Source organism: Adlercreutzia equolifaciens (assembly GCF_029076695.1).
In the GTDB taxonomy this organism is placed as follows: domain Bacteria; phylum Actinomycetota; class Coriobacteriia; order Coriobacteriales; family Eggerthellaceae; genus Adlercreutzia; species Adlercreutzia equolifaciens_A.
Genome location: NZ_JARFIK010000002.1, coordinates 989,931 through 1,008,864 on the forward strand (window position 1 = coordinate 989,931; position 18,934 = coordinate 1,008,864).

12 protein-coding genes and 2 tRNA genes are annotated in these 18,934 nt (G+C 61.6%); all 14 read right to left on the bottom strand.

The window, feature by feature from the left end; genetic code table 11:
* Nucleotides 1-78: 78 nt before the first annotated feature.
* Nucleotides 79-1,560, bottom strand: coding sequence for a sodium/pantothenate symporter (panF, locus tag PZH32_RS09990; protein ID WP_275207945.1), 1,482 nt, complete (start codon nt 1,558-1,560; stop codon nt 79-81).
* The gene (locus PZH32_RS09995; protein ID WP_275207946.1) at nt 1,553-1,828 is read right to left on the bottom strand and encodes a DUF997 family protein; all 276 of its coding nucleotides are present in this window, start codon (nt 1,826-1,828) and stop codon (nt 1,553-1,555) included. The genes panF and PZH32_RS09995 overlap by 8 nt, the downstream gene beginning before the upstream one ends.
* 209 nt (nt 1,829-2,037) lie before the next feature.
* Complete coding sequence (thrS, locus tag PZH32_RS10000; RefSeq protein WP_275207947.1) at nt 2,038-3,957, bottom strand: threonine--tRNA ligase; 1,920 nt, start codon at nt 3,955-3,957, stop codon at nt 2,038-2,040.
* A 279-nt stretch (nt 3,958-4,236) separates the two neighbouring features.
* Nucleotides 4,237-6,912: a valine--tRNA ligase gene (locus PZH32_RS10005; protein ID WP_275207948.1), complete on the bottom strand. Its 2,676-nt coding sequence runs from the start codon at nt 6,910-6,912 to the stop codon at nt 4,237-4,239.
* Between the two features lie 116 nt (nt 6,913-7,028).
* Nucleotides 7,029-8,339, bottom strand: a complete 1,311-nt coding sequence (locus tag PZH32_RS10010; protein WP_275207949.1) for a molybdopterin-binding protein — start codon at nt 8,337-8,339, stop codon at nt 7,029-7,031.
* 81 nt (nt 8,340-8,420) lie between these two features.
* A complete protein-coding gene (locus PZH32_RS10015) occupies nt 8,421-10,322 on the bottom strand; it encodes an acyl-CoA dehydratase activase-related protein (protein ID WP_275207950.1) in 1,902 nt (633 codons plus the stop codon).
* A gap of 55 nt (nt 10,323-10,377) precedes the next feature.
* The gene (clpX, locus tag PZH32_RS10020) at nt 10,378-11,757 is read right to left on the bottom strand and encodes an ATP-dependent Clp protease ATP-binding subunit ClpX (protein ID WP_275207951.1); all 1,380 of its coding nucleotides are present in this window, start codon (nt 11,755-11,757) and stop codon (nt 10,378-10,380) included.
* A 6-nt stretch (nt 11,758-11,763) separates the two neighbouring features.
* Complete coding sequence (gene clpP, locus PZH32_RS10025) at nt 11,764-12,438, bottom strand: ATP-dependent Clp endopeptidase proteolytic subunit ClpP (RefSeq protein ID WP_275207952.1); 675 nt, start codon at nt 12,436-12,438, stop codon at nt 11,764-11,766.
* A gap of 162 nt (nt 12,439-12,600) precedes the next feature.
* Nucleotides 12,601-14,007, bottom strand: a complete 1,407-nt coding sequence (gene tig / locus PZH32_RS10030; protein ID WP_275207954.1) for a trigger factor — start codon at nt 14,005-14,007, stop codon at nt 12,601-12,603.
* Between the two features lie 196 nt (nt 14,008-14,203).
* A complete protein-coding gene (gene sstT, locus PZH32_RS10035; protein ID WP_275207955.1) occupies nt 14,204-15,463 on the bottom strand; it encodes a serine/threonine transporter SstT in 1,260 nt (419 codons plus the stop codon).
* A 71-nt stretch (nt 15,464-15,534) separates the two neighbouring features.
* A tRNA-Leu gene (locus PZH32_RS10040) sits at nt 15,535-15,620 on the bottom strand.
* 183 nt (nt 15,621-15,803) lie between these two features.
* On the bottom strand, nt 15,804-16,268 hold the full coding sequence (locus tag PZH32_RS10045; protein WP_275207957.1) for a GNAT family N-acetyltransferase: 465 nt from the start codon (nt 16,266-16,268) through the stop codon (nt 15,804-15,806).
* Nucleotides 16,269-16,339: 71 nt separating this feature from the next.
* Nucleotides 16,340-16,414: transfer RNA gene (locus PZH32_RS10050), tRNA-Asn, on the bottom strand.
* Between the two features lie 98 nt (nt 16,415-16,512).
* Nucleotides 16,513-18,912: a bifunctional 23S rRNA (guanine(2069)-N(7))-methyltransferase RlmK/23S rRNA (guanine(2445)-N(2))-methyltransferase RlmL gene (gene rlmKL, locus PZH32_RS10055; RefSeq protein ID WP_275207959.1), complete on the bottom strand. Its 2,400-nt coding sequence runs from the start codon at nt 18,910-18,912 to the stop codon at nt 16,513-16,515.
* Between the last annotated feature and the right edge of the window lie 22 nt (nt 18,913-18,934).

Sequence of the window (18,934 nt, forward strand, 5' to 3'; positions counted from 1 at the left end):
CTGGCGAAGGGTCGGCACAAATCACTACAAGTCGGTACAAGCCACCAGGAGTCCGCACGCAGCTCACCACGCCGCACACTACTCCGGGAAGAACACCTTCAGGTCCGCTGTCGGCTTCTGTCGGCCCGCCAGAGTGCCAATCACCATCAGCACGCCGGCCACCGCGATGCCAACAACAATCTGGTGCAGATCCATCACCTTGAAACCTACCGCCATGCAAGCGCAATAGGCCACCACGCCACCCACCATAGAGCACAGGGCCCCCGTGGCGTTGGCCTTCTTCCAGAACAAGCCGCACACGAGCACGAAAAAGAACGCCGTCTCCAGACCGCCGAAGGCGAACATGTTGATCTTCCAAATAACGTCGGGCGGCACAACGGACAGCACGAAGACCAGCACGCCAATGCCCAGCGTAATAACCTGACTGGACACCGCAATAGAACGCTCAGCCGGGACGGTGCCGCGCTCATCGCACCAATGCAGGTACACGTCTTTGATAATGGCCGAAGACGAAGAAATGAGCAGCGAAGACACCGTGGAGATAGAAGCAGCCACGGGCCCAATAATGGCAATACCGCCCAGCGCCGGCGGAAGCGACTCCACGATCACCGAAGGGATGATGTTGTCGACACTGCCGCCATAGGCCGCCAAGTCTTCCGTCAGCACACCAGCAGAAAGCACGCCCAGCGACGTCACGCCGATCATCATAGCGCCGATAATCACGGTGCCCCAGATCATGGCGGAGTGCAGCGACTTAACGTCCTTGTAGCCCATAGTGCGCACTACCGACTGCGGCAGCACGAAGGTGAACACGCCCACCAGCAGCCATTGGGTGAAGTACAGTGAAGGAGGCATGGTGCCGTCGCTGAAGGGCTCCAGCATAGCAGGGCTCGTGGCCTTAATGGACTGCATGATGTTCTCGTAGCCGCCGCCAGCCTGAAGGATGCCGCCGGCCAGCACCACAATGCCCACAAGCATCATGACGCCGCACAGCGCATCGGTCACCGCCACACCGCGGAAGCCGCCGATGGTGGTGAACAGAATAACAGCCACACCGAAAAGCGCCAATCCCACCAGATAGGAATAACCAGTTACGGCCTCGAACAGCTTCGCGCCGCCCACGAATTGGGCCACCATGGTAGCAGCGAAGAACAGCACAATCACCACGGCAGCGCAGTTTGCCAGCGCGTTGGATCCGTAGCGGGCGCGCACCACGTCCACTACCGTTACGGCGTTCAGCTTGCGGGACACCAGCGCCATCTTCTTGCCAAAGATGCCGTAGAGCAGCACCAAAGCCGTTACCTGCACCACGGCCATATACACCCAGCCGAAACCCGTCTCCCAGGCCTGACCCGGGCCGCCCACAAAAGAGCTTACGGATCCATAGGTGGCAATAGTGGTCATAGCCAAGACGAACCCGCCCAGGGCTCGGTTGCCGATGAAGTACTCTTTTACGAAGCCGCCGCCCGCTGCCATAGTGCGGCGTCGCACCACAATGCTGACGACAAGTGCCACCAGCAGAAACAGAATAAGGGGAATGAGGGCTGCGAAATTAGGCATCGTTCTCCCCCTCGTCCTCAAGGCTGAAATCAGCAAAAACGCACTTGGCCAGAATGACCGCCGCTGCGATAGCCGCTACCCAGGTGCCCACCGTGCCGCCGATAATCCACAGCGGCGTCGAGAACACTTCAATGCCGCACCCAGCCAAACCGATGCCGCCCACGTACCACACCACAATAATGGCAACAAGGGCCACAACCGTAGCAAGGGCTTCCCGATTGGCTTGGCGCATTTTCTGCGCGTAGGTCGTGAAGGATCTCCTCGTCATTCCTGCCCCTTTCTATCGCGAGTCGCCGAGGTCGGGGCGCGGGGTAATGCTCAATCGCTCAAACAGTCCCCACTCGGTGAGCACCACCCCGTGCCCCTCTACGCTCAACCACCGCTGAAAACAGCGGTACAAAGTAAAAGCACCGAGGGTAGTTTACCCTCGGTGCTTGGGGATGTGGCCAAATTCGACCTATAGAATCTGTCGATGGTCTAGAGAGAAGCGTCCCTGATCACATCGAGGAACTTCTCGCGATCCCACTGGCCCAGATCACCCTCGGAGCGCTCGCGTACGGACACCAGGCGCTCTTCCACTTCCTTGTCGCCCAAGACCACCATGTAGGGGATCTTCTGGGCTTGAGCCTTGGCGATCTTCACCTTCATGGGCTCGTTGGCATCCATAATGTCCACGCGACCGCCCACGGCCTTGATCTCGCCGGCAAACTCGGCCGCCGCCTCCTTGTGGCGGTCGGCGATGGGAATGACCGCTACCTGCACCGGAGCCAGCCACAGGGGCAGCGCGCCGGCGTAGTGCTCAATGAGAATGCCCAGGAAGCGCTCGATAGAGCCGAAGATGGCGCGATGGAGCATCCAGGGCGTCTCTTCAGTGTTGTCCTCGGTGCGATAGGTGAGCCCGAAGCGCATGGGCATGTTGAAGTCGATCTGCACCGTAGAGCACTGCCAGGTACGACCGATGGCGTCTTTCACCTTGATGTCGATCTTCGGACCGTAGAAGGCGCCGTCGCCCTCGTTGATCTCGTAGGCCAGACCGCGACGGGCGCAGGCTTCCTTCAAAGACTCAGTAGCATGCTCCCACATGTCGTCGGTGCCGATGGACTTGTCGGGACGCGTGGAAATTTCCGCCTCATAGGTGAAGCCGAAGGTGTCCATGATATGGTCCACCAGCTCGAGGATGGCCACCACCTCGTCGACCACCTGGTCCTTCGTGCAGAAGATGTGGGCGTCGTCCTGGGTAAAGCCGCGAGCGCGCAGCAGACCGTGCACCACGCCGGACATCTCGTGGCGATACACCGTGCCGAACTCGAAGTAGCGCAGCGGCAGATCGCGATAGGAGTGCAGCTCGTTCTTGTAGATGATGACGTGGCCCGGGCAGTTCATGGGCTTCACGCCGTACTCGGAGTAGCGCGGCTCCTCGTCGGTGCCCTCGTTGATCTGGAAAAAGTACATGTTCTCGTGGTAGAAGCCGTAGTGGCCCGAGGTCTTCCACACGTCCGCATTGTAGATATGCGGCGTGATAACCTCTTCGTAGCCGCGCTCGTACAGGTCGCGGCGCAGCCACTCCTGCAGCGTGCGAATGACACGCGTACCCTTGGGAAGATACAGCGGCAGACCCACGCCGGCCATGGGCTCCATCATATAGATGCCCAGCTCACGACCGAGCTTGCGATGGTCGCGCTTCTCGGCCTCTTCCAAGTTGTGCAGGTACTCCTCCAGCTCCTTCTTCTTGAAGAAAGCGGTGCCGTACAGGCGCGTGAGCATGTCGCGCTCGGAATCGCCCTTCCAGTAGGCGCCGGCCACCTTGGTAAGTTTGAAGGCGCCCGCCTTGCCTGCACTGGGCAGGTGCGGTCCGCGGCACAGATCGGTGAAGTTGCCAAGGGAGTAAGTGGTAATGACGGAATCCTCCGGCAGCTCCTCGATAAGCTCTACCTTGAAGGGCTGGTCGGCGAACTGCTGAAGGGCCTCGTCGCGCGTCACCTGGCGGCGCACAAAGGGCTCGTCGGCAGCGACGATCTCGGCCATGCGGGCCTCGATGCGCTCGAAATCGTCCGGAGAAACGGTAACGCCCTCGGGCAGTTCCACGTCGTAGTAGAAGCCGTTCTCGATGGCGGGGCCAACGCCGAACTTTACGTCGCCGTAGAGGTCGGTAAGGGCAGCGGCCATGATGTGGGCCGTAGAGTGGCGAAGCAGTTCCAGTCCCTCGTCGCTTTTCGCGGTGACGATGGCCACGGAGTCGCCGTCGGCCACGGGGGCGGTTAGATCGACGGGCTCGTCGTTCACGATGCCGGCCAGAGCAGCCTTGGCCAGCCCTGCGCCAATGGAGGCAGCCACGTCGGCAACGGTGGCCCCGTCCTGCAGCTCTTTCGTGGAGCCGTCGGGCAATACGATGTTCATAGATCTCCTTTCCTGCGCCGGGTGCACACAGAGCACCTGCGCGGTTCCCGCCCGGGCGTTGAGTACCCGAGCGTCCATTAGTTCGCCCCCATCGATTAGGGCGTTCTGTCTATTAAACCAGAGTTTGCATCCTCACAGGGTAGCAATGCGGAAACAAGGAGAAAATAGCGTGCTACAAGCAAAGAAGGGAGCTGGCAGGCTCCCTTCTCATGCAACAATTTGAGGCCTCGTGAGCCCTTAAGCGTGCTCGCCGCACCGCATTGGACCCGAAGCAGTCCCCTACCCCAGCTCGGCGATCTGGGCTTCCAGACGCTGCAGTTTGTCGGTCAGGTCGGCCAGCTTCGCCTTGTCCTTCTCGACAATCTCGGGCGCGGCCTTCGCGAGGAAGCCCGGGTTGGAGAGCTTCTTCTCGAACTTGGCAGCGTCCTTGGCCAGACCGTCGCGCTCTTTCACCAAGCGGGCGCGCTCAGCCTCGAAGTCAACGTGCCCGGCCAGCACCACGTACACCTCGAGTCCCGTACCCAGCACCACGGCCGACTCGGCCGGCTTGGAGGTTTCCACGGCCACGTCGAACTCTTCGACATTGGCCAGCTGGCCAATAAGATGCGCCTGGGCCAACAGCAGGGCTGCGTCGTTTTCGGCGTCCACCTTCACGGCCACCGGCAGGGCCACCTTAGGCGAAATGCCGTAGCGGGAGCGGGTGGAGCGGATAGCGCCCACCACCTCGCACACCATGGCAATGGCGCGCTCAGCATCCTCGTCCACATAGGCCGCCAGAGCCTTCGCGTCGGGCCAGGGAGCCACAATGATCATGGGCGCGTCATCCTCGCCATGCGGCAGCTCGCCGTACACCTCTTCGGTGATGAACGGCATGATGGGATGCAACAGACGCAGGATCTGCCCCAACACGAACACCAGGTTGCGCTGGCAGGCCAAGCGATCCGCCGGATCGGCATCGGCGGCCAGACGGGCCTTCGAGAACTCGATGTACCAGTCGCAGAACTCGTTCCACACGAAGCCGTAGAGCTCACGGGTGATGTCGCCGAACTCGAAGTTGTCGTAGCCGGCGTCCACGGCCGCCACAATCTTCGCCAGACGGCTGAAGATCCAGCGATCGGCCGGCGTGGTGGGCTCGGGTTCGCCGGGCTCGAAGCCCTCGAGGTTCATGAGCACGAAGCGGCTGGCGTTCTTCACCTTGTTGGCGAAGTTGCGCGAGCTTTCCAGCTTGGCCTCGTTGAACTTCATATCCTGGGCACCGGTCACCTGCATGAGCAGGCCGTAGCGCATGCCGTCGGCGCCGTAGTCCTCCATCAGGCGCAGCGGATCGACGCCGTTGCCGCGGCTCTTCGACATGGGCTTGCCGTCGGCGGCCATTACCGTCGGGTGAATGATAACGTCCTCGAAGGGAATCTTCTCGTCGCAGCAGTACATGGAGGACATGACCATGCGGGCCACCCACAGACCCATAATGTCGCGGGCCGTGGAAAGCACCTGGGTGGGATAGGCATTGCGCATCTGCGGCGCGTCCATGCCCTCTTCGGTCCAACCCATGGTGGCGAAGGGCCACAGCTGGCTGGAGAACCAGGTATCGAGCACATCGTCATCCTGGCGCACCGGAGCACCGCAGACGGGGCATACTTCGATCTCGTCCACTGAGGCGTCTTCCCAGCCGCAAGCGTCGCAGTAGAACATGGGGATGCGATGGCCCCACCACAGCTGACGGGAGATGCACCAGTCCTTCAGGTTGGCCAGCCAATCCAGGTACACCTGCTTCCAGCGAGCCGGGTGGAACTGGATGGAGCCGTCCTCCACCACGCGGGCCGCGGGCTCCTTCAGGCCGTCCACGGCCACGAACCACTGCTCGGACTCCCAAGGCTCCAGCTTGGTGTGGCAGCGATAGCAGGTCATGACCGAGTGGTCGTGATCCTCCACATGATCGAGCAGCCCCAGCTCGTCAAAGGCGGCCACGACGGCCTCGCGGGCCTCGTCGCGGTCCATGCCGGAGAACTTCCCGTAACCTTCCACCACATGGGCCGTCTCGTCGAAAATATTGATGCGCTCAAGGCCGTTGCGCTCGCCCATGGCCCAGTCGTTGGGATCGTGGGACGGCGTGACCTTCACGCAGCCGGTGCCGAACTCAGTGTCCACGTGCCAGTCGGCGAAAATGGGGATCTCACGATCCACCAGGGGCAGCTTCACCGTCTTGCCCACCAGGTGGCCGAAGCGCTCGTCCTTAGGATTCACCGCCACGCCGGTATCGCCCAGCATGGTCTCGGGACGGGTGGTAGCCACCACTAGGTACTCCAAGCCGTCCACAGGCTCGGTCAACGGATAGCGCAGGTACCAAAGATGCCCGGCCTCGTCCACGTACTCCGCCTCGTCGTCGGCAATGGCCGTGGTGCAGCTGGGACACCAGTTCACAATGCGCTTGCCGCGATAGATGAGGCCGTTTTTGTACCAATCCACGAAGAGCTTGCGCACTGCGCGCACGTAGGCCGGCTCCAAGGTGAAGTGCTCGTCGGAGTAGTCGCAGGAGCAGCCCATGCCCTTGATCTGGTTCACAATGGTGGTGCCGTACTCGCGATACCACTTGTAGCACTCCTCGATAAAGGCCTCGCGCCCAATTTCCAGGCGGGAGATACCCTGCTCGGCCAAGCGCTTGTCCACCTTAGTTTGGGTGGAGATGCCCGCATGGTCGGTGCCGATGATCCAGCGCGTCTGATAGCCGCGCATACGGGCGCGGCGGATACAGGCGTCCTGAATGGTGTCGTTCAAAGCGTGGCCCATGTGCAGCACGCCCGTGATGTTCGGCGGCGGAATGACGATGGTGTAGGACTCATCCGCATGCTCGCCGAACCCCGGCGTGCGCTGGAAATAGCCCGCGTCCTTCCATGCCTCGAAAATGGGGCGTTCCATGGCAGCGTAATCAGTGGCTTTCTTCTTGTCCTCCGACATACGTCCGCAACCTCGCTTTCCCTTCGTTGAAATGAAAAGGCGAACGGCACCTTTCGTCCGTCCGCCTTAAGATGCATAAGTGCGATTATCGCACACCTGGTCAACCCGCGGACTATTTACCTCATTTCCACGTGGATTACGTCGCCGACGGCCGGCGGCTCGATCCCTGGACCGTCGGGAAGCATATAGTAGGCGTTGGCCGCATTGGCCGGCGAAGCGCCCAGGCCGGGTCGCGCGTTGATAGGCGTGGCCCACAGCTGGCCCTGCTCGTCGGGGGCAACCGACAGGAACTTGATGCCGTAGAAAACAGAACCCGCCACGCTGGGACGCTCCTCGCCGGCGCGAGCGTCTTTTTTGCGGCGAACGGGAAATGCCTCGGCCAGCCGAACCGGCACGGTCTCGGGAGCAGGATCAAGCCCCAGGAAAGCACGCATAAGAGGACGCAGGTAAAAGTTCAGCGTGAACGAGGCGCCTCCTGCCGGGCCCGAAATACCCACAATGGGCTTCCCCTCCACCACAGCGTAGGAACTATGATGTCCGGGTCCATGGTTGGTTTGATGGCAAATAACCTCGCCGCGTTTCTCCAGGGCCTCTACCGACCAGTCGTCGGACCCCTTGGAAGACCCTGCATTCAGCACCACGATATCGGCCACCTCAAGGGCAAGGTCGATAGTGCAGCCAATGGCCCGCGGATTGTCGGGAACAATATCAAAGGGCACATAGATGCCGCCCCACGCCTCCACTTTTCCCTGGACTACCAGGCTATTCGATTCATAGGTGCGTCCCCAACCAGCATATTTGTCAGGGTTTCCCGGCCAAAAAGGCACATTCGGCGGTATGAGCTCGTTTCCCGTTGGAATGAAAGCCACGCGCGGACGAGCCACCACCGGCACCACGCTGCGACCTGCTCCCGCAATTCGGGCAGCCACATCGGGAGTGATAAGGGTGCCGGCCTCCGCCACGGTTTCGCCGCGATGCAGCACAGACCCCTGGGGCCGTGTGCCGGCAAATCGTTCCGAGGGAGCAGCATCGATTACCACCCGCTGCTCGTCCTCCGAAACGGTTACGTGCTCAACTACGATGGCGGTGTCGAAGCCGGCCGGCATAGCAGTGCCCGTGTTCGCGAACTCCCAGTCGACTCCGCGCACCCAATGCGAGGTATCGGGCAGCTCGCCCTCGTCAAGATCCTCGAAAGCCTCCCAGCGCACCGCAATGGAGTCCATGGCGCAATTGAGCGTGTTGGGCACGTCGGTACGGGATCGCATGGCGCGAGCGAGCACGCGTCCATAAGCCTGGCTCAGCGGCACCTGCTCGATGCGGCGGCCCAGACCCGAAGCCGCCGTGAAATCAAGCGAGGCAAGCTTGGCCAGCATGGCATCGACGGCATCCTGCCGCGACAGCTCGATGTGGTGAGAATGATCGCGCATAACTCCCCTTCCTCAGTAGACCCTGAATCATCCAGCACGCCCCAAAGCGGCAGGGGGCACGGAGGGCCTCTTAATAATTCTCTAGTCAGTATAATCGCTTTGCGCCTGGGCCAGAGCCAGGGCAATGCGGTTCGCACGATTGAGCGACGATCCGCTCAGATCGAAATCGACAACCGTCAACTGGAGCCCCGGGTACTCCTCACGCAGGCGCGGCAACGCGCGATGAACCTGCACGGGGCCTTTCAGACAGCCCATGGGCATGAGGTACAGAATATGGCGAACACCCTGCTGCCAGAACTTCCGTATCTGCTCTTGGTAAAGCACATCTTCACCTGCCAGCAAAGCGGGATCGGGCCACGCCACCGCAAAACCAGCCGCTTCAATCTGATCCGCCACCGCATCGTTGAGAGCCCTCTCGAACACGAGAAGAGGGTTCCCCAGCAGCCCCACGGATATCGGAGGAAGCACGTCACGAAAGCGCTGACCGGGATCCGCTGGTTTTGCAGCCCGATGACCAGCCAGTGAGATCCAGGGCTCCCAGCGGTAGGCCGGTGCTGCAGCGCAGCTTCGCTCCACCAAGTGGGGGACGCCTTCGGTCAAGCAGCTCTCGCATACCGCGGGCAGGATCACGGTTCCGCTCGGGGCATCAGGACCGGCCAGCGCCTCTACCTGCGCCGCCATCAGGCGAGCCACCGTGCACACCCCGTCGGGATAACCGTCTGTCGCCCTCAAAATAGTCTCAGGCGTAAAAGGACGATCGTAAAAGCGAAGCTCAGGACTGCCGCCTGCGTCAGCCGGCCTCTCTTCCGTCAGCTTGACTTCGTCCCGCGGGCGCTCCGGGCCAATGCAGGGCACTATCCCCTTCCCGCGACTGTCGCATGAAGCCGCCAGCGTGCGCAGGCGAACTTTAGCCGTGGCCTCGCCCGAAGAACCCTCAACCGACAGTACCGCCAATGATGCCCCTCCCGATTCAAGCAGAAGGCGCGCCTCCTCAACGGAGAGAGCGTCGAACCCGCAGCCGAACGACAACGTGCAGGCCAGATGAACCTGGGGGTGCTGCAGAACGAAATAGGCGCCGCGCAGGAATCGCTTCGCCTGTTTCCACGGGTAGGCGTCCTGGCTTTGGCGGCGCAGCTCATCGGGAATGCGCCCCAACTTTGGACCCAAGCCGCTCAAAGCCAGCACGGCAAAACCGGCCTCCACGGCGGCGCGATCGAATCCTGAGCCCAAAGCAGCATCACCGTGATACGGACGCCCTGCGAAGAGGAGCGCCTTGCGATCAGGGTCGGCCTCGAGCCACGCAAGCACCTCCTCGGTTTCCCGCTCCATCAAAGAAGTGAACTGCTCCTGGGCCGCCATCGCATCGGCCAGAGCCTCCTCGAACTCCTCATGGGACAGCGGCGAAAACGAACTCACGGCACCGCGCTCGCCTTTTTCCCGAGCATCCTTCCGCATGACAGTCCTTGCGGGCGTCATGGCGCACAAGTCGGTAAGAAGGCGGAAAAGGGTCTTCTGGTCCTCGGGCCTCTTCGCCCATGCGGTGACACGGGGGACGCTGAACTGCGGAGCCATAAAGGGAACAGGACGGCTAGCCTCGGTGCGACGCCACACTTCCGCGAGCACATCACCGTACGAAGCCGACACCGGGCAATGGTTGCCGCGCTCGAACCATGGCATTATGACCACATCGACGTCCTCGTTGAGCAATGAAGCCCCATGTCGATGGGCAGCTTTAGCTGGTTCGCACAGGCTGTCGGCAGGAATAGGCAGGACAAGTTCAGGCTGGTCCTGCGGCTTCGGCCGCGAAAGAACCACCTCGAACCCACAGGAGGACAGCAACGTGCGCCAAAACGGAATGGCGCTGTACACCTCCAAAGCGCACACCAGCCCTACCCGCAGCGGGCGCTTCGGGCCACGGGGGCGAAACCGCCCGACCGAATGCAGGAGCAGGCGCTCGTAAGCAATCAAATTGGGAAGCGCCACAGAACATCACTCCTGGAACCAAAACGCGCGCCCCGAAGGACGCGCGCTTCTTGTCTTAGGCCGCCACCTCGTCGATAGCGCGAATTTGAGGCGTAGTTTCGCCGGTTATGTCGCTGGCGCGCACGGTTACCACCGATGGCCCGCTGAACTCCGGCAGATGGTACATGACGTCCATAAGGGCGCGCTCGCAAATGGAGCGCAGACCACGGGCGCCGGTACCGTGCTCCACGGCCTCGTGGGCGATGGCAGTCAGCGCATCGGCCTCGAAAATAAGGCGCGAGTCCTCGAACTCGAACATGCGCGTGTACTGTTTCACCAAAGCGTTCTTCGGCTCGACCAGAATGCGCACCAAATCTTCCTCAGACAGCTCGTTCAAGCTGGTGATAACCGGAATACGGCCCACGAACTCGGGGATCATGCCGTACTTGTTCAGGTCCTCGGGAAGCACCTGGGAAAGCAGCTCGGCCTCGGACTCCTTCTTCGACTGGGGCAGCTCGCTGGCGAAGCCCAGCGACGTAGTGCCCACGCGCTGGGCCACAATGTCGGCCAGGCCCACAAAGGCGCCGCCCAGGATGAACAAGATGTTCGTAGTGTCGATGGGAATAAGCTCCTGCTGAGGATGCTTGCGGCCGCCCTGCGGGGGCACGGAGGCCTCGCAGCCCTCGACAATCTTCAGCAGGGCCTGCTGCACACCCTCGCCGGACACATCGCGCGTGATGGACAGGTTCTCGGCCTTGCGGGCGATCTTGTCAATCTCGTCGATGTAAATGATGCCAATCTCGGCGCGAGGAATGTCGAAATCTGCCGCCGTGATGAGCTTGAGCAGGATGTTCTCCACGTCCTCGCCCACATAGCCCGCCTCGGTGAGGGTGGTGGCGTCGGCGATGGCGAAAGGCACCTGCAGGGTGCGCGCCAAGGTTTGGGCCAGCAGCGTCTTGCCGGATCCCGTGGGGCCGATGAGCATGATATTGCTCTTGGCCAGCTCCACATCGCCCTCTTCGGCCGCCGCGCCCATGGAGATGCGCTTGTAGTGGTTGTACACGGCCACGGACAGGGCCTTTTTGGCCTCTTCCTGACCCACCACATGCTCGGACAGACGGTTGTAGAGCTCGTGGGGCGTAGGCAGGCTGCCCAGCACCTCGGCCGGATTGGGCTCGTCGTCCACAATAGGGAGCGTCGGTTCAGGAGCGGCATGGGCACCCCAGCGGCCGAAGGCGCCGCGGGGGGCGTCCTCTTCCATAAGGTCCATGTCCTGGGCCATGGCAAAGCCCATATCGCGCATCATGGCATCGGCGCACACCGAAATGCACTCATCGCAGATATAGATGCCGTTGGGCCCCGAAATCATGGCATTGACCTGCTGCGGCGTCTTACCGCAGAAGGCGCAGTGATAGTTGCCCTCGGGGGGCTCGAAATCATTGTGCTGGTGGTTCATAAGAGATTATTCGCTCTTCTTCTCGCCGGGCATAGCGCCATGGTGGTAGATGATCTCGTCGACCAGGCCGTACTCCTTGGCCTCTTCCGCGGTCATGTAGTTGTCGCGCTCGGTGTCGATCTGGATCTTCTCCATGGACTGGCCCGTGTTCTCGGACAGGATCTTGTTCAGGCGCTTGCGGGTCTTCAGCATGAAATCGGCCACGATGGCAATTTCCGTCTGCTGGCCCTGGGCGCCGCCGAGGGGCTGATGGATGAGCACCATGGAGTTGGGCAGCACGAAGCGCTTGCCCTTGGTGCCCGAGGAAAGCAGCACGGCGGCCATGGAGGCGCACTCGCCGATGCAGATAGTGGACACGTCGCACTTGATGAAGTTCATGGTGTCCAGAATACCCAGGCCGGCCGTAACCGAACCGCCCGGGGAGTTGATGTACAGGGAGATGTCCTTATCGGGATCGGTAGCCTCAAGATGCAGCAGCTGGGCCACCACGGAGTTGGCCACGTGATCGTCAATCTGCTCGCCCAGGAAGATGATGCGGTCGTTCAGCAAGCGGCTGTAGATGTCGTAGCTGCGCTCGCCACGGGGCGACTGCTCAATAACGTAGGGGATCAGGGCGTTGCTGGCACCCTGGAAGCTGCTTCCATAGGGACGCGCGATGCTTTCAATGCGTTCGATGCTCATTAATACCTCTCCTTCGCAAAGAGGGCCGCAACCTGCGGCCTTTCCATAGTTCACCAGTATGATGCTATACATCCGTTCGAAACGCAAGATTGCCCAGCAAACGAACACAGCAGAAGGGCGGGGTCTCCCCCGCCCTTCGCATCAACAAATGATGAAAACCGTTTACTCGGCGTCCTCGGCGGGAGCCTCCTCGGCCTTCTTCTTGGTGGTCTTCTTCTTCGCCGGCTTCTTGGCCTTCTTCTCCTCGGCGGCCTTGGCGGCAAAGTCAACCTCGGTGGCCACGGCGTTCTCCATCAGGTCCTCGATGGCCTTCTGACGCAGCAAGCCCAGGCGGATGAGGTGCAGGCGACCGGCCTGGCGCCACTCCTCCTGCAGAGCCGCGGGATCCTCGGCGCCGCTCTTCTCGAATTCGGCGGTGATGTCCTCGTCGGTGACCTCGAAGCCCTTGTGGCGAGCCCAGGCCTCCAGAGCCAGCTCTTCCTTCACGTGGTCGGCGGACTGAGCCTTCAGGTCCTTCTTGAACTGATCGGACGTGATGCCCTGGCTGCCCAGGTAGGCATCGAAGGTCAGGCCGGCGCGCTGCAGCTGCGTGAAGAAGTCCTGCAGCAGCGAAGCCTCGGCCTCGGACACCATAACGGCCGGGGCGTCGCCCTCGAAGCGCTCCACCAGCTGAGCCATGATGGCGTTCTCCTTGATGCGGGGAAGCATCTGGGCCTTCTGCATGGTCAAGGAGTCGGTGATCTGCTTGCGCATGTCCTCGACGCTCTCGAAGCCCATGGTCTCCTTGGCCCACTCATCGGTGATCTCAGGCTTGACCTTCTTCTTCACCACGTTGCAGGTAACCTCGAAGTTGACGGTCTTGCCCGCCAGATCAGCCATGAGAATGGCTTTCTCGTCCTCGGGCACCTCCAGGGTGAACTCCTTGGTCTGACCCTTCTTCATGCCCATGATCTCTTCGTCGAAGGCCTCGGACAGCATGCCGGCGCCGGGAGCGTACAGACGGGACTCGCTGGAGATGGCGGTCAGGTCGTTGCCCTCGGCATCGGTGGCCTTGACGGCCATGTCCATGTAGTTCTCGGGCTTCATCTTCGTGGCCGCCGAAGCGTCCTCGTAGTCGGTGTAGTGCTCGGCCATGGCGTCCATCTGATCCTCGATCTCGGCCTCGGTGGCCTCGGCGAAGGGAACCTCGATCTCCACGGTGTCGTAGCTGGTCAGCTCGACCTCGGGACGCAGGCTAATGGTGAAATCGAACTCGTAGGGCTTGCCGCTCTCAACCAGCTCGGTGGCATTGACCGTAGGATTGTTGGCCGGGCAGAGCTTCTCCGCCTCGATGGCCAGCGGGTAAGCGCCGTTCACCAGCTCGTCGGTAACGGTGGCCAGCACCGCTTCGGCACCCAGAGCGTTATCGATGACCGGGCGCGGGGCCTTGCCCTTGCGGAATCCCGGGAAATTGTACTTGCGAGCAAAGTCCTTGTAAGCCTTGGCGATGCGCTCGTCGACGTCGGCGGCATCCACAGTGACGGTTACCTTGACTTCGCTGCCCTCCAAGGGCTCAACTTTTGTTTCCACGAATAGTTCCTCCATCATTTCCTTGCACGGCGCGACCTTCGCGCCGCCCATGACACTTCTAGGGCGTCTGCGGAACAAACAGCCCCCAGAAGCGCACCGATTCGCTATTATGCCACAACGCTATTCGCGTGACCATAACTTCACACAAGAAGACCCGCCGAAGCGGGTCTTCGCTAGAACAAGCTATGCACTGGCACTAGGACAGCTCGTCGGCCGAGAAGGCGTCGTGGCCCATGCGGACCTCTTTGCCCTCGCGGATCATCTGGCGGTACTCCGCCGTGGCGGTGAACAGCACGTCCGAAGAGGAGTTCAGACCCGTCTCGCAGGAGTCCTGGATAACGCCGATGATGAAGCCGATGCCCACCACCTGCATGGCAATGTCGTTGCCAATGCCGAACAGGGCGCAGCACATGGGAATGAGCAGCAGCGAGCCGCCGGCCACACCCGAGGCACCGCAGGCAGACACCGCAGCCAGCACGCACAGGATAAGAGCGGTCACCGGATCCACCGACAGGCCGATGGTCTGGCAGGCGGCCATGGTCATCACGGTGATAGTGACGGCCGCGCCGGCCATGTTGATGGTAGCGCCCAGCGGGATGGACACCGAGTAGTTGTCCTCGTTCAGGCCCAGCTTGCGGCAAAGCTCCATGTTAACGGGAATGTTAGCCGCCGAGCTGCGGGTAAAGAAGGCGGTGAGGCCCGAATCCTTCAGGCAGCGCAGTACCAGCGGATAGGGGTTCTTGCGCGTGCAGATCCACACGATAAGCGGGTTGGTGCCCAAAGCGATAACCACCATGCAGGCTACCAGCACCGCAATGAGATGACCGTACTCGGAGAAGATCTCGATGCCGGAGGTGGACACCGAGGTGTACACCAGGCCCAAAATGCCGAAGGGGGCCAAGTTGATGATCCAGCGCACCACCTTGGACACGGCGTCGGCAATGTTGGCGAAGACTTCCTTCGTCTGGCCGCCGGCCACGCGCAGAGCGATACCGAGCATGATGGCCCACGCAAGAATGCCTACGTAATTGGCATTGATAAGGGCATCAACCGGGTTGGACACAATGTTCATGAGCAGGGTGGTAAGCACCTCGCCGATGCCCTCCGGTGCCGCCTGCTCCACCATAGAGGAGGTGTCCAGGGTAAGCACGGACGGGAACAGCTCGCTGCCCACCAGGGCCACAATGGCGGCCACCAGGGTGCTGACAACGTACAGCACCACGACCATGCCCATATTGCCGGCCGTCTTCGCGTTGCACAGCGCGCTGATGACCAGGAAGAAAACAAGAATGGGGGCAACGGCCTTCAAGGCGCCGACGAACAGCGATCCCAGCAAGGTGATAACTTCGTTGCCGGGGATGATCAAGGCAAGAATGATGCCAATGACCAAGCCAACGAGAATACGCTTGATCAAGCTGACCTCGTTGTACTTCTTAAAAATTCCGGGGACTGCCAAGACGAGCTCCTTTCGCCGCGCCTGCGAGCACCCATGCACCCGAAGACTATACGGAAGCGGCTTCGAAAGAGTGGTGCGGGCGAAAGGACTTGAACCTTCACGGGGGTTGCCCACCAGAACCTAAATCTGGCGCGTCTGCCAATTCCGCCACGCCCGCACTTCGGACCTGCAGCGCCACTCAAGCGCCACACCTATGCATAATAGCAGACCGCGGGCGCTCTCAAGGGGAAACAGGCGAACAAGGCGAAGTTTCCCCTGGATGGAAAAAGAGCCGCTGACCCTGTTGTTCAAGAACAATCCGGCCAGCGGCTCTGCATCGACCAGGTAGTCTTTGCACGGGTTATTTTTCGTCAGGTGCGCTTAACTGCTTGCCCATCCACTGGTGCTCCACGTGCTCGTCCAACTCAATGGGGCCCCAGGCCACATAACCGGCACGTTCGTAGAACGGCGCCACGCGGCACTGGGCGTGAAGCTGGATCTCCGTCGCCCCCTCTTCAGCCGCCATCTGCTCGGCCGCGGCAAGGATCTGCGACCCCAAGCCTCCTTCGCGACGCTCGGGAAACACCGCCAAGCGGCCGAAGACCCAGCGACCGGGGGCATCGTCAAGATTGGGCTCAAGGGCCGCGGGAAAGACGCGGGCGCAGCCAACGAGAACGCCCTCGGGGTCGTAGGCCGTCACGTGGACCATATCCGGATGATGGTCGCTCTCCTCGAACTCAACCTCGAAGCCCTGTTCCTCGACGAAGACGGCCTGGCGCACCTTGGCCGCATCCTCGAAATTCCCCTTCTTGAAGGTAAGCTCCATGGGTTTCTCCTCTCGCTATTTTGCGCATATACAAAACGAACCCGCCAATTGACGGGCTCGTTCATAAAGTCTGGCTCCCCGGGTAGGATTCGAACCTACAACCCTTCGGTTAACAGCCGAATGCTCTGCCGTTGAGCTACCGAGGAATAATCGGCGGGGCCACTGCCCCAACGCGCAAGATAGAATTATACTGAAGCCCCGCGGGTTTGCAAGACTTTTTTTCGCCAGAGGCGAAAAAGGCGTTCTACCTTGCCTCTCTTGCCTTGCGCACGCGATAGCAATGGTGGATGCGCGGATTCCGCCCGAAGTCATGGGGGATGGTCGAGGCCGTGATGTCCTCGATTTCCACGCCATAGCGCTCAAGGGCCTCGGTGTCGGGCTTGAACGAGCGCAGATTGCACGAGAATATCGCTTCGCCATCGGCCGTCAGCAGTCGCGACACGCCGATAAGCAGCTCCACATGATCGCGCTGCACATCCCAGGTGCGCTTTCCCATCGATTTCGAATTAGAGAAGGTAGGCGGATCGACAAAGATGAGATCGTAGCGTTTGCCCGTGCGACGCGCTTCCTGAATCCAGCGCGTAACGTCGGCCCGCACCAACTGGTGTTGGCTCGGCTTCGAGGAACGACGAAGACCACGAGCAGCTCTCCCCTCCCGACGGCCACCCTCTTCGTCGGCATAGGCCGCTGCAAAGCCGTTGGCCTCCAGGTTGCGCGCCGCCCAATCCAGATACGTGCCGGACAAGTCCACGGTCGTCGTCGATCGCGCACCGCCGGCAGCGGCGTGGACCGTCGCCGTACCCGTATAGGCGAACAAATTGAGGAAGCTCTTCCCCTGGGCCATACGACCTACCATTTCGCGCGTCGTGCGATGGTCGAGGAACAGACCGGTATCCAAGTATCCACCCAGGTCCACCTCGAAGCACAGATCGTTTTCCGTGGTGTGCGTGACATAGGAGCGGCCGCCCGCATCGCGATACTGGCCACCGCCCCGAGCGCGCAACCGCGCTTTGGAGAACACATGATCGGGACGAATGCCGAGCACCACGGGAACAATGGCCAAAATGTCCTCGAAACGGGCACGGGCCTTGGCCTCGTCCACGGACTTGGGCGCTTGGTATTCGGCCACATGGGCGTAGGTGATGCCCCGAGCATCGCCGGCACCTTCGTACAGATCAATAGCTGCAGCGTACTCCGGCAGATCGGCATCGTAGATGCGGTAGCAGTGCACGCCTTCGCGCTGGGCCCACTTCCGGCGCTCGCGCGCCACTTTGCGTAGACGGGCGGCGAACTGCGCAGCACCGGCTTCGTTTACCTCGATGGCAAGCTCGGTGCCGCCTTGGGGGTTGGGCACCGTAATAACCGCCGGCTCAACGGGAGCCTCGTCGAAGCATTCAATGGTGGTTTCCGACCGTCCTCGGCCAATCACCAGGCTCTTCACGGGAGCGCATCCGAAACGGGCAGCGAAATCGCCCGATCCAGCAAAGCCGAAGCGAGATCCTTCAGGAGCCCGTCGGGCCGCTGCTATGCACGCGGCCTGCTCAGCCACGGCGCGGGCGTCATCAGACGCGCGGCCCGCGGCCGCCACTTGCGCCACCAGCAAAGGCGATGCTCCCAGCACTGCCGCAAGACGCTCCTCAACCACAGCCGCTTCTTCACCCGTGGCAGCCTCGATACTTACCACCGAACGCAAGCCGGCAGCTTTCACCTGGTCACGGGCCCGCGCGACGGCCGGTGACGAGGCAGAAAGGCCCACAATGCGCGCCTGGGCATGAGACTCTGCAGCATCGCCGCGCGTCTCCGCCACTTCCGCCTCAGCACTCTTCGATGGAGCATCCTCAGCCCCCAGGAGATTCGCCAGACCTGTCTCAAACCGCTCATCAGCCTCATCGAGCAAGTCGTCCCACTGTTCCGTCGATACGGCAGCCCAACCGCGGAAACCCCAGGACTCGCGCAGGAGATTCGGCGCTTGGTCGGCGGCAAGAGAGGCCGCCTCGGTAACCAGCACGCCGTTGTCACACGCGGGGTCAAGCAGGCCGCCGCCGTTACGCAGTACCGGCGCCGCATCGAGTGCCGCCAGCAATGCCGCCGCCTGGGCCACCGTCACCGGCGCCTCTTCCCCGCTGCGGCCTGCCAAGTACGGGCGACGATGCAGCGATCCACCCGATAAGTCGAGGGATATCGTGGCTTTCGCGTCGCGCAACCGCACTTCAATGGCGGCATCGGGATGTTGGGTATCCACATCGGGGCGAGCGTCGCCCGTCTCGGCCATGCGGTCGCAGAGGGCGTCTTTCACTTTCAGCGCCGTGAACTGCGTATTGCGCAGCTCGTCGTTAACCCCCGTGGCACGCACCGCCACCGAGGCGCCAGAAGCCAAAATAGACTCCCAGGGCAACGCGCGAACGCCCTCGTAAAGCGCTTCAGCGTCGCCAGCCCCCACACGCCCCAGCACCACCGTGACACGACCAGCCAGCCGCGACCACAGGCACACCCGCAGCCCATCGACTGCCTCGCCGTAAAACGCCACGCCACCCTTCAAAGGACGTGTGCGACGCACCTTGAGCGCCTGTAGCTCGTCGGCCAGCAGCGCTTCAACCCCTGGCAGGCAGGTAGCGAAAAACTCATGGGTTGCAAAAGTAGGCATAAATTCCCTCGGTCACGAAAAG